The sequence below is a fragment of the Pseudovibrio sp. POLY-S9 genome (genome assembly GCF_001431305.1).
Lineage (GTDB): Bacteria > Pseudomonadota > Alphaproteobacteria > Rhizobiales > Stappiaceae > Pseudovibrio.
Window position 1 is genome coordinate 22,060 of the sequence record NZ_LCWX01000121.1, and the last position, 11,792, is coordinate 33,851.

At 53.9% G+C, this 11,792-nt stretch carries 10 protein-coding genes; 5 read left to right on the top strand and 5 right to left on the bottom strand.

Going from position 1 to position 11,792, the window contains the following annotated elements:
- Positions 1-170: 170 nt before the first annotated feature.
- Positions 171-1,067 (top strand): AEC family transporter, encoded by an 897-nt coding sequence (locus tag PPL9_RS09265; RefSeq protein ID WP_057462430.1) that lies wholly within the window; start codon positions 171-173, stop codon positions 1,065-1,067.
- A gap of 84 nt (positions 1,068-1,151) precedes the next feature.
- Here PPL9_RS09265 and PPL9_RS09270 read toward each other — a convergent pair whose 3' ends face one another.
- A complete protein-coding gene (locus PPL9_RS09270) occupies positions 1,152-3,455 on the bottom strand; it encodes a hypothetical protein (RefSeq protein WP_057462431.1) in 2,304 nt (767 codons plus the stop codon).
- A 369-nt stretch (positions 3,456-3,824) separates the two neighbouring features.
- Between PPL9_RS09270 and mbfA the strand changes: the two genes are divergently transcribed.
- On the top strand, positions 3,825-4,775 hold the full coding sequence (mbfA, locus tag PPL9_RS09275; RefSeq protein WP_244271737.1) for an iron exporter MbfA: 951 nt from the start codon (positions 3,825-3,827) through the stop codon (positions 4,773-4,775).
- A gap of 6 nt (positions 4,776-4,781) precedes the next feature.
- Here mbfA and ugpC read toward each other — a convergent pair whose 3' ends face one another.
- The 4 genes from ugpC to PPL9_RS09295 form a co-directional block, all read right to left on the bottom strand.
- Entirely contained in the window at positions 4,782-5,837 is a 1,056-nt protein-coding gene (ugpC, locus tag PPL9_RS09280; protein ID WP_057462433.1) for a sn-glycerol-3-phosphate ABC transporter ATP-binding protein UgpC, read from the bottom strand.
- Between the two features lie 11 nt (positions 5,838-5,848).
- Positions 5,849-6,727 carry a carbohydrate ABC transporter permease gene (locus PPL9_RS09285; protein ID WP_057462434.1) on the bottom strand — a complete coding sequence of 293 codons (879 nt, stop codon included), beginning with the start codon at positions 6,725-6,727 and terminating at the stop codon, positions 5,849-5,851.
- Entirely contained in the window at positions 6,720-7,601 is an 882-nt protein-coding gene (locus tag PPL9_RS09290) for a sugar ABC transporter permease (protein ID WP_057462435.1), read from the bottom strand. Before PPL9_RS09290 ends, PPL9_RS09285 begins: the two co-directional genes overlap by 8 nt.
- Before the next feature lie 141 nt (positions 7,602-7,742).
- On the bottom strand, positions 7,743-9,014 hold the full coding sequence (locus tag PPL9_RS09295) for an extracellular solute-binding protein (RefSeq protein ID WP_057462436.1): 1,272 nt from the start codon (positions 9,012-9,014) through the stop codon (positions 7,743-7,745).
- 279 nt (positions 9,015-9,293) lie between these two features.
- On the opposite strand from PPL9_RS09295, the gene PPL9_RS09300 reads away from it, so the two are divergent.
- The 3 genes from PPL9_RS09300 to PPL9_RS31235 form a co-directional block, all read left to right on the top strand.
- Complete coding sequence (locus PPL9_RS09300; RefSeq protein ID WP_057462437.1) at positions 9,294-10,019, top strand: IclR family transcriptional regulator; 726 nt, start codon at positions 9,294-9,296, stop codon at positions 10,017-10,019.
- Between the two features lie 3 nt (positions 10,020-10,022).
- Positions 10,023-11,090, top strand: a complete 1,068-nt coding sequence (locus PPL9_RS09305; protein ID WP_057462438.1) for a Gfo/Idh/MocA family oxidoreductase — start codon at positions 10,023-10,025, stop codon at positions 11,088-11,090.
- A 16-nt stretch (positions 11,091-11,106) separates the two neighbouring features.
- On the top strand, positions 11,107-11,792 hold a 686-nt coding region (locus tag PPL9_RS31235), incomplete at its 3' end, for a thiamine pyrophosphate-binding protein (RefSeq protein ID WP_244273370.1).

Below are 11,792 nucleotides of genomic sequence, written 5' to 3' on the forward strand. Positions count from 1 at the left end.
AGAGCGCGCACGGCAAGCTCTGGCAAGCGCATTGCAAAAGAATTGAGGCCATCAGGCTTGGTCATTAGGTATCACCGCATATTATAAGCTTAGCTTATTATTTTATAGTCTCCCATTAGCCTAAGACATAGCAGCAGGAAAGACCAACCAAACCGTCAGGGAGAGCGCACATGGGGATCGCGATGGCATTGCTGCCAAGTCTGGGCTTGCTGGCTTTGGGCGGCGTGTTTGGCAAACGTCTGGATCAGGCCACATGGCGCGGCATTGACACGCTAAACTTTCAGTTGCTGTTCCCAGCCTTGATGTTTTCCGCCGCAGCAGCTCGCCCCATCAATCTGGATGATGCAGCCATCATTGGATTGGGCACCTGGGGTATTTTAGGGGTTGGGCTGCTGTTGGGGTGGATGTTGCGCCCGTTTGGGCCAGCACGGTTTCTGGATTTTGCCGCTGGCTGGCAAACGGCCTGGCGGTTTAATACGGCCATCGGGTTTGTAGCGATCAGTGCGCTGGATGCGGACAGTGCCTCGCTTATGGCCATCGCCATTGGCTTTGCGGTGCCAATGGCAAACCTGATGGCGATAACGGCTCTTTCCATGGGCAAAGGTCTTGGCCTGCGCAAGGCTGCGGGAAAGGTGGTGCTCAATCCATTCTTTCTGGCAGCCCTTAGCGGTGTTGCGGTGGGTTTGAGCGGATATCCGCTTCCCTCAGTCCTTTCGGAAGGTCTCAATCAACTGGCTCTGGCCGCCATCCCCTTAGCATTGCTGGCGATTGGAGCGACACTTGATTGGCAAGGACTGATGAAGCTGGATATCTATACGGGTGGGTTGAACTCCATAAAGCTGTTGGCCTTGCCCTGCATCGCCTGGTTTATGGTGCACAGCTTTGCCATTCCCAAAGAGCAGGCCTCTGTGCTGGTGCTGTTTGCTGCTTTGCCCACCGCATCAGCCGCCCATGTACTTGCCGCTGCCTTTGGTGCGGACTGCCGGCAACCGGCCACGCTGATCGCCCAGTCCACCTTGCTCTCATGCATCAGCCTGCCGCTTTGGATTGCCTTGCAAACCGGATAAGAAAACGGGCCCTGCGGTGAACCGCAGAGCCCAAGCCATTAGATAAGGAAGGTCATTCGTCATCTATGAGCACATGATGCTCATTTATGCGGCTTGTTTGAAAGCCGTAGGCTTAAATTCCAGAACCCAACAGGCTTCCAGCTTGTTTCTCTTCCATGGCAGGAAGGAGCGGATGCGGTACTTCACCTGACGAAGTTCCAGATAGTCCGGCAAGCTTGCACCGGGGCCAGCAGATTTCTGAATTAGATCTGCCCAATCCCGTGCCAGCTTGGTTGGTTCTTCGACGATTTGCATTCCGTCGCTCTTTTCTCCGGTGGTTTTGGAGATCAGCTGCTTGTAAACGGATGGGTTCAACAGAGCCTTCAAGGCACCACTCAAACCATGCAGATCTTCACCAAAGGCCTGATCATCTTCGTCAGCGATGTTACCGGCATTTTCCTTGTCTTGATCTGTTGGCTCATTCAGCACAACACTGCTGGCTTCTGTGGTGCCGTGTTCAACTTCCTTGATCACGACATTGTACTGATCCTTCTTGCCACCTTCCATCGGTGTGATTTCAACCTGGAACATGGCTGACCAAGGTTGTTCCTTCGCCCATTTCAGGATCTTGCGGATAATTGTGCCGTTGCTCATCTTGGCCATGACTTCCTTCATGGCATGGTCCTGCAAGCTGCTGATCGCATCATGTGCATTCCCATAGCTTTGCAACAGACCGTCACCCTTGGAGGTAAGGAACTCGTCCAGATGCCCTCTCTTGCCCTGAATGTCGCTGCTCTTTTGTGACTGATCTTCTCGCAGATCAGACATATTGAGAGCCAGATCGCCCAGATCACCTGCAATAGCTCGTGGCAGATTGTTGATTAGGTTAACCTCGGCAACAGTGTCAGAGGTTGGTTTTTGTTCCACAACCCAGGCCGTCTTCACGGTGTCCGTGTTGGAGAAGAAACCCTTCTTGATGTCGTGATAGCGGATTTGCTTCAAAGTCATGTAATCAGGCAGCTGATCACTGATATCCCGGCCACTTGCCTGTGCGCGGGCGAGGGTTTCACCCCAGTTCATTGCCAGATCACTTGGCTTTTCGACAAATGGCACATCATCATTGCTGGCTTCACCCGTAACCTTGGTGGTCAGGGCCTCCATCATTTTTGGTGAGCGCAAGCCGTTGAAGATCAGCTCAGGATTGGCCATGAGCTTTTCTTTGGACAGATTTCGCTGTGCCAGATCAGTGCTGCTGTCGATACCCAGACCGTCAGTGTCTTCATTTCCCGCAGCGCTGTCGCGCAGCTGCGCTTCAATGTTGAAGAACTCACCCTTGGTGGTGATGTCGATATCAACCAGCTTTGCCCATGGCTGGGTGGCAACCCAATTCATGGTCTTGCGGGGGCTGTTGGTCTGGGCAAGGTGGTCGTTGACCATGTTCTTCGCCATCTTTGCAAGGCCGGAGGCTGCCTTCAGGGCTCGGTCGTTCTGCTCTGCCAGTTCATCAACGGCAGAATCCACGGTCTGACCAAAGCTGATGGCAGACTGAACGTCGTTTGTGGTGTTCAGTGCCATGCCCAATTGCCGGGCAACGGCCATACGGTACTCAACAACTTCCTGTTCAATTTCTTCCAGCTTTTGTCGCTCACTGTCAGAAACTGCATTTTCCTTCGCATTGTCGATGGTGTCGCTCATAGCCTTGCCGAAGGCATGCTGGCGGTACAGCTCATTGACATCTTTGACGAGAGCATTCCCGAGCTTGACCATATTCTGGCTCATAAACACCAGCATTTCGCGGTGGGCCGGGGTCAGCTGCTTAGGGTTGGAGTTGGCTGCATTCTGCAGGAAATCATTGAAACGGGGATCGTCCGCCTGACTGTCAAAAATTTCCTTGGTGACACTCCGGGACTCATCCTTCAGCTCTTTTTTCAGATCACGGGTGAACTGCTGCTTGACCATTTCATCAGCTTTTTCCTGAGGCATGCCCAGTACATCTTTCACATGATGCTCCCATTTGGCGGCTGAAGGGTCAGCATAAGCTGTAGCGAGAGGGTCTTTTAAGAAAGCCTCTTTCTTCTGCTGGAAGGTACGCAAGCGGTCTAACCGCTCACGAAGCGTTTCAGATTCCGGCAGGCCAATTTCCTCAAAGACAGCATGGACCGGCATTGGCTTTGCGCCAGCGGGCCGTTCTGGAGGTGGGGTGTCGACGACGACATAGTCGCTCAAATCCGGGTCGGCAGTTCCATTGCGTTGGTCATGATTACCATGAACGCCATTGACCTGCTCGTTTGAGGTTCTTGCTGTACGGTTGGTTTCGTCCCCATCTTCCTCGGGGAAGTTCCAATGCATGTTCTGGTAGACTGCCTTGGCCCAATCGTGCTGCTCAGCATTCAACTTATTTACAGGCATGACACGTCTCCTGCTAACTAAGTTTTGTTATTGGCTAATAAAGTTGTGCTCCTCCTATCCGTTTATTTTAAGGCACGGAATCGACTTTAGTATAATAAGTTAAGACTGATTAAACCGGTCTGCTCAAATGCAAGCGGTCTAAGCATTTAAACCGACATTGCCGATCACGTTTTCCCAAAAACATCAATCACATCTGCTGATAGCGCAATCAATGATGCGTTGCTCAATTATCCTGATTTGCCACGCCAGCCCGTTCAAATTTGCAGATTATTTGAGGGACTGAAACCGCCTGTTTGCAATGAAATCTGCTTAGGATCTGCGCGAAATTGCAAACTAGAAAGCTCATGGATGTTGTATCTGACGTCACGCATGCGATTTTCTGACCTGAGCGAGCAGCAGGTGCTGGCGCTTGCCATCTCGTCAGAGGAAGATGACGCCCGCATCTATCGAGGCTTTGCAAAACGGCTGCAGGATGATTACCCCGGAACCGCCGCCGTCTTTGCCGATATGGCCAATGAAGAAGACCAGCACCGGATTGCGTTGATCGAACTGCACCAAAAACGCTTCGGCGACACCATTCCTCTGATCCGCCGCGAACATGTCTCAGGGTTTTATGCCCGAAGCCCCCTCTGGCTCTCCACACAGCTGACGCTCGATCAGATCCGTCATATCTCCGAGAACATGGAGACAGCCTCCCGCACATTCTACGAGAACGCCGAAAAGAAGAGCACGGATGCAGATACACGGCGCTTGCTGGGCGACTTGGCAGCGGTGGAAGCGGATCACCAGAACAAAGCCCGCACCTTGTCACAAACTCATCTGGCCTCAACAGGAGAGCAAGAGGAAGAAACCGCACACCGCAAGCTGATCCTGACCCTGATCCAGCCAGGCCTTGCCGGGTTGATGGATGGCTCCGTCTCCACACTGGCGCCCGTGTTCGCAACAGCCTTTGCAACAGGCAACACATGGACCACGTTTCTCGTTGGCCTTGCAGCCTCCATCGGCGCGGGTATTTCCATGGGCTTTACGGAGGCTGTCTCGGATGACGGGCAGATTTCCGGACGAGGCTCGCCAGTCTTGCGCGGCGTTGCGTCCGGCGTGATGACAGCTCTTGGTGGGCTGGGCCACACCATCCCGTACCTGCTCAGTGATTTTTGGGTGGCCACGTTCATTGCGTTTTTCGTTGTGGCGGTTGAGCTCTGTGCGATTGCGTGGATCCAGAGCAAATACATGGAAACGCCGCTCTTGCGGGCGACGTTTCAGGTTGTTCTCGGCGGCTCATTGGTGTTTGCTGCCGGTGTCATTATCGGCGGAGGGTAGACGCCCTTACAGGGACGCCCCACCTTCAGCAAACACATGCAGGAACTCACGGTTCACGGAAACCGGCAGCATATCCCCTTCACGCACGGTGATGGAATGGTCCACCCGCATGGTGATTGGATCAGAGGAGAAGCTGGTTTGCAGGTAGGCGAGGGACTCAGACCCAAGCTCTTCAACCAGTTCCACCTTCGCTGAGAAATCACAGGCCTCAGTATTGGTGATGCTCATGTGCTCCGGACGAATGCCAAGCGTGATCGCTCCATTCGCTTCAGCCCTTTGCGCATCATTGATGTTGAAGCCATCCAGCTGAATAGCCCCCTGCTGAGCGGTTGCCCCGATGAAGTTCATGGACGGCGCTCCGAGGAACCCGGCCACGAACTTATTCGCCGGACGCTCGTAAAGATCAATCGGGCGACCGACCTGCTCAATCACACCATGGTTAAACACCACAATCCGGTCCGCAAGGGTCATCGCCTCGGTCTGGTCATGGGTTACGTAGATGATCGTCGCGCCCAAGCGCTTGTGTAGACCAGCGATTTCCAAACGCATCTGTACGCGCAGGGCAGCATCCAGATTGGACAGCGGCTCATCAAACAGGAACACCTGCGGATTGCGGATGATCGCACGGCCAATGGCCACACGCTGACGTTGACCACCAGAAAGCTGACGCGGATAACGTTCCAGCAAGTGGGTGATCTGCAGGGTCTCCGCCACATTGCTTACGCGGCGAGCCACCTCATCCTTCGCCATTTTGCCAAGACGCAAGCCGAAACTGATGTTCTCGGAGACAGTCATATGCGGGAACAGCGCATAGGACTGGAACACCATGGCAATTTCGCGCTTGGATGGATGGGCGCGGGTGACGTCTTTGTCGGCGATGTTGATCTGGCCGGATGTCACATCCTCCAGACCTGAGATCATGCGCAGCATAGTGGACTTGCCGCACCCGGATGGTCCGACGAAGACGATGAACTCACCCTTTTCAACCTCAAGGTCCACCCCATGGATGACCTCCAGATCTCCGAATGACTTTCTGATGTTTTTCAGTGACAAACTACTCATAATGTCCCCGATTATCCTTTCACGGCACCCATGGTCATGCCTTTGATAAAGAAGCGCTGGAAGAACAGGAATACGATCAGCGTTGGCAGGCTGGCGATCAGCGACATAGCGCCCTGAATGCCCCAGGCAACGGAGTATTGGCCCTTCATGAACACAAGCCCCAGCATAATGGTGCGTTTCTCGTCAGACTGAGTGAAGATCAGCGGCCAGAGGAAATCGTTCCAGATCCAGGTGAATTGAAGCGTCGCCAGCACTGCAATGGCTGGCAGGCTGATGGGCAGCGCGATCCTGGTTAGCACCTGCCATTCGTTTGCCCCTTCCAAAATCGCCGCCTCACGCAGTGGGTTTGGCACGGTGGCGAAGAAATTGCGCATCAGCAGAGTACAGATCGGAATCCCCAGCGCAGTGTGCACGATGATCATCGGCCACAGCGTATCAATCAACCCCATCAGGTTGAACAGACGGAACAGCGGGATCAGGATGACCTGCGGCGGGAAGAACATGCCGGACACCACCAGCAGAAACACCAGATCACTGCCTTTGAACGGCAGCTTGGAGAACACATAACCCGCCAGCGTGCCAAGCCCGATGGAAAACGCCGTGGCAGGTGCGGCCACGAGGAACGTGTTGAGCATGTAGCCATGCACCGCCGGATTGCTCAGCACCTCAACATAGTTGCCCCAGTACATGCTGCTTGGAATGGCCCAAAGGTCACCAAGCGCAATATCCCGTGTGGTTTTAACGGAGGACAGCAACACGCCAAAGGTTGGCGCAAGAAACAGGATTGCCAGCGTAAACAGGCAGATGAAGATGACAACAGGCCACGGATTGAACCGCTTCGGCGCAACATATTCACCGCTGGCGCTGCTCAGACTAGCCGTATCAGCCATAGATTTCGTCCACCTTTTTAAGCTGTTTGAAATAGAGGCGAATGATGGTCAGCGCGACGAGGAACAGCACGACAGAGATGGCACTACCATAGCCCATCAGGTACTTTTTGAAGCTCTCGTTGTACATATGCATGGCCAGCGTATCGGAGCTGTTGAACGGCCCGCCGCCGGTCATGATGTACAGGATATCAAAACCCTTCAGCGAGTTGATCACGCTCAGCGCTACTACGACCACGGTGGCCGGTGTCAGCAGTGGCAGAATGACGTGGCGGATGCGCTGCCACGTTGTGGCGCCTTCCAGCTCGCACACTTCCAGCAGATCACCGGGAATAGCCGTCAGGCCTGCAAGATAGATCACCATAGACAGACCGGTTGCCTGCCAGGACCATGCAACGATGACCGAGTAGAGCGCGCTGTCCGGTTTTGCCAGCCAGGCGTAGTTGAAGCGGTCGTTGGTGACGTACTCAATTATGGAATTCAGCAAGCCCCAGTCGGGTTGGTAGATCCACACCCAGACCTGACCAACCACAACGGCAGACAGACAGATCGGCAGATAAAAGATGGTTTTGAAGATCGGGCCGCCGGGCACATGGCTGTCGATCAGCAGTGCCAGCGAGAGACCAAGAATTGTTGGAAGCACCACCGCAATGGCCATCCAGATAATCGTGTTTATTGCCGCAGACATGAAGAGGCGATCGGAAAACAGCTTTCCGAAATTCTCAAAGCCAACGAAGTCATAATTGTCACTGAAACCGTTCCAGTTGGTAAAGCCGTAATAAAACGAGCTTAGGAGCGGCCAGATGATGATCAGCGCGAATACGCTGAGGGGGAGCGCCAAAAGGGCAACGCGCCAGAATGTGTTGCTTTGATTCATACCCGTCTCAGAAAAAGCCTGCCTCGCAGTGGTGCATATCTATCTCCCCCAAACCTGCATGGCTTGGCGGGAAATACGTGAAGCTATAGAGGCAAGCCGACCGCAAACATGTTGCGATCGGCTCTGTTTTAAGTGTGATGATTATTCGGCAAACGCGCTTGCTGCGCTGGCCTGTGTTTCATCCAGAATGGCATCCACTTTGGATGGATCATCCATGAAGCGTGCGAACATGGACAGGCCAACTTCCGCCACTGGCGGAGGCGTGGACAGGTCGTAGTTGAACGCGAAGGTTTGCGCAGCGTCGATGGTGTCGAGCGCTTTGAGCATCACGGCGTTGTAGTTGGACTTGGCAACGTTCACGTTGGCAGAAAGAGCGCCCTGAATGTTGGCCCACTTGGCCTGTGCTTCCGGATCAGACACCAGATACTCAAGCAGCTGCTCAGCCCCTTCCGGGTTCTTCGCATTTGCAGAGATCACCAGACCATCAACCGGACCAACAACCGCGTTTGGAACACCAGCTGTTACTTCTGGGAATGGGTAGAAGTCATAGTCTTCACCCGGCTTCAGGCCGATGGAGTTCCAGTATCCGGTGATCCATGTGCCCATCAGGGTCATGGCCGCATCACCGCGGGCAACCTTGTCAGAAGCATCAGTCCAGCTGTCTGCGTTTGCATTTTCAACAAAGTAGCCTTTGTCGACCATGCTCTTCCAAAGACCCATCGCCTTTTTCACTTCAGGATCGGCATAAGAGGCTGTGCCGTTCATCAGTTTTGCGCGGTAGTCAGGGCCCGCTGTGCGAAGGATCAGATAGTCAAACCAGAACTGGGCAGGCCAGCGGTTCTTGGAACCAAGCGCGATAGGGGTCACGCCGTTTGCCTTCAGCTTCTCACAGGCTGCGAGGAATTCTTCCCATGTCTTTGGGGCTTCCGTGATGCCAGCCTTTTCCATAACAGCTTTGTTAAAGAACAGACCGGAGTAGTGGTAACCGAATGGCACCAGATAACGCTCGCCGTCATACTTGGTTGCACCGTCCGCAACCGATTTGGCGACAACGTTGTCCAAACCAGCTTTGTCCCACATGCCGTCGATTGGACGCAGGTCGCCTGCATCAATGACGAACTGTGTGCGTGCACCGGCCCAGTAAGAGAACACGTCTGGCAGTGCGTTGCCCGCTGCGCGTACTAAAATACCGGTCTTGAAATCTTCATGACCGATTGGGCTGTCTTTAACAGTGATACCGGATTTGGCTTTAAAGCCTTTCAGAATGTCCTTCAGGCCTTTCTGGCCCAGCTCACCGGTAAAGTAGTGAGAAATAGTGACTTCGTCCGCTGCAAATGATGGAACCATGGATGCTGTCGCCATGACGGGCGCAAGCACCGCAGCAAGCAAAAGTTGCCTTCTGCGCTTATTCATATTTCAATCCCCTCCCAAGAGTTTGCATATGTTTTACAAATTCATTTCGTCAATAAGTTGCCTTATGTGCAACAAAGCTGAATATACGCCCCATTTCGCCGTGCATTTCGGTAAATGTCAACCCTATTTTGTACAAAAATACGTATACCGCCTCTTGCACTCCTGTAAAACCTGTGTCAATTCTGAGTCCAGATGCTGGAATTTTGTTGCCCTATGTTTAACTTCATGTAATTAGTTGTCCATATTTCAACTTTTCCAGTGTGTGAATGGAGATTGACGTTGCGCCTTTTACAATCGCTATCCCGTGGACTTCAGACGCTCGACTATCTTGCCCAGCAGGCCAAACCGCTGCGGCTTACGGATATCGCGAGTTACCTTGGTGTCGACAAGTCCAATGCGACGCATATTCTGCGTACTTTGGTTGCATGCGGTTACGCAACGCAAGGGACTGACAGGCGTTACGCTGCAAGCGAGAAAATGACAGGTTCTCAAGGGTCTGGGCCAACGGCTGAGGCAATTGTAGCAGTTCGCCAGCAGTGGCAGCCTATCCTGAAGCAGCTCACCCGCGAGACGGGCGAATGCTCACACATGGCTGTGCTGGCCAGTTCTCAGGTCTGGTATGTGGATAAAATCGATTCTGAGCTTCCGCTCAAGGTTGATCATCCCATCGGGTCGCTAGGACCGTTGCACTGCACCGCTCTTGGCAAGGCCTTTCTGGCGTTTGGTGATGCACAGGCAGAGCAGGAGCTGAAGCAGTTCACTCCTGTGACCCTGACGGACCACACCGCTCTTGCAGCAGAAATCTCCAAAAGCAGAGATCGTGGCTACGCGATTGACGACGAAGAATTTACCTCCGGCATCCGCTGTGTGGCGGGACCGGTTTTTGATGAGCATGGGGTGATGATCGCCGCGATCGGCGTTTCAGGACCGACAGTTCGAATTGATGACAAGCGCTTTGAGGAGCTTGGCGCGCTTGTTCAGAAAATGTGTTTTATGAGGGAGTAAAGGATGGGGAACCAGCCGGTTCGCGTTGCCATTCTGGGCACAGGTCGTATTTCGGATTTGCATGCCATTGAGTATAAGCAGAACCCGAAGGGCAAGATTGTTGCCTTGTGTGATCAAGACGTAAAGCAGGCCCAGTCTCAGGCAGAGGCATGGGGCGTTGATGACCCGATCATCAGCGATGATTACAGAGAGATTCTGGCCCGTCCGGATGTCGATCTGGTCGAGATTCTGCTGCCGCACCACTTGCATCTACAAGCCGCACTGGATGCTATCGCAGCTGGCAAGATGGTTTCGCTTCAAAAGCCCATGTGTATGAACATGGACGAGGCTGACATCCTTGTTGAAGCCGCAGAAAGCTATGACCGTCCTTTCAAAATCTTCGAAAACTTCATCTTCCATCCCCCAGTGTTGAAAGCCAAAGAGCTGGTAGATGCAGGCGCAATTGGAGACCCGATTTCCATCCGCATCAAATCCAATCCAGGCAAAAGTAAAACCGCCTGGAAGGTGCCTGCCGCTGCCAACGCATGGCGGCAGATGAAAGACATGGCAGGTGGTGGCCCGCTGGTGTTTGACGACGGGCACCACAAGTTCGCGCTCGCCTGGCATTTTATGGGCATGCCGTCTGACGTGCACGCCTTTATCGGTCAGACTGAAGTGTTCAAAGGCATTTATCTGGATGCTCCGTCCATGGTGTCCTTCCGGTTCCCCGGTAACAAGATCGGCAATCTGGAGGTGGTTTACTCTCCGGAGCTGGAAATCGCGACCAAGCATTACGCGCAGGATGACCGGGTTGAGATCACCGGAACGCAAGGCGTCCTCTGGATCAACTGCGGCCACGGCTCCATTGGCAACCCCGCACCACTGATTCATTACCGCGAAGGCAAAGTCACCGAGTACCGCGATATTTATGCGGGCTGGGAGCAAAGCTTCGTCAACTCCACACGCCACTACCTTGATGCAATCACAGAAGGTGGTGACCCGATCCTGACAGCACGGCAAGGCCGTGATGTTCTCAAGTTTGCGCTGGCGGCAGAAGACTCTGCACGTACTGGCCAGACGATCAGCTTCTAAGCGGCGAGGTACAGAGATGTCTTTATCTGTTCCAGGCAGCATGCAAGAGCGCGCCCACTGGCTTCAAGCCCAAGGCGGACTGGAAGCTGCCATCGCTGCAGGCCATTTTGCTGAGCAAGTCACCATGACGCTCTCTGAGGCGTTGGTTCTGGGCCTGATGCGTCAGGGCGTCACCAAGTATCTGGCAATCTTCGGCCACGGTTCTACCGAACTGGGCGAAGTGCTGCGCGTTTATGAAGATGCTGGCCTTGTGCGTACATGGCAGTTCCGCAATGAGGTGGAAATGGCCCATGCAGGCACGGCCCTGCGCTGGGTGTATGGCGAAGTGTGTGCTGTGGTGACCTCCATCGGCCCCGGTGCATTGCAAGCCATGGCAGGCTCTTTAGCTGCCGCCTCCAACGGCATTGGCCTCTATCACATCTATGGTGATGAGACGACCTTTGGCGAAGGCTACAACATGCAGCAGGTGCCAAAGCCACAGCAGGGTCTGTTCCAGCAGATCACCTCAGCCATGTCTCAGGCCTACACGCTGCACACGCCAGAAGCGCTGCGCAATGCTCTGCGCATGGGTGCCAGCTGCGTCTACCATCCGTTCAAGGCAGCCCCGTTCTACCTGAACCTGCCACTCAACACCCAACCACAAAAACTGGATATCCGGCTGGACAGTCTGCCGACTGTTCCAACCTACGAGCCAACCATTCC

Bases quoted from the DNA above. Each gene is read 5' to 3' on its own strand.
- PPL9_RS09265 (WP_057462430.1), top strand. From the start codon at position 171: ATGGGGATCGCGATGGCATTGCTGCCAAGTCTGGGCTTGCTGGCTTTG.
- PPL9_RS09270 (WP_057462431.1), bottom strand. From the start codon at position 3,455: ATGCCTGTAAATAAGTTGAATGCTGAGCAGCACGATTGGGCCAAGGCA.
- mbfA (WP_244271737.1), top strand. From the start codon at position 3,825: ATGCGATTTTCTGACCTGAGCGAGCAGCAGGTGCTGGCGCTTGCCATC.
- ugpC (WP_057462433.1), bottom strand. From the start codon at position 5,837: ATGAGTAGTTTGTCACTGAAAAACATCAGAAAGTCATTCGGAGATCTG.
- PPL9_RS09285 (WP_057462434.1), bottom strand. From the start codon at position 6,727: ATGGCTGATACGGCTAGTCTGAGCAGCGCCAGCGGTGAATATGTTGCG.
- PPL9_RS09290 (WP_057462435.1), bottom strand. From the start codon at position 7,601: ATGAATCAAAGCAACACATTCTGGCGCGTTGCCCTTTTGGCGCTCCCC.
- PPL9_RS09295 (WP_057462436.1), bottom strand. From the start codon at position 9,014: ATGAATAAGCGCAGAAGGCAACTTTTGCTTGCTGCGGTGCTTGCGCCC.
- PPL9_RS09305 (WP_057462438.1), top strand. From the start codon at position 10,023: ATGGGGAACCAGCCGGTTCGCGTTGCCATTCTGGGCACAGGTCGTATT.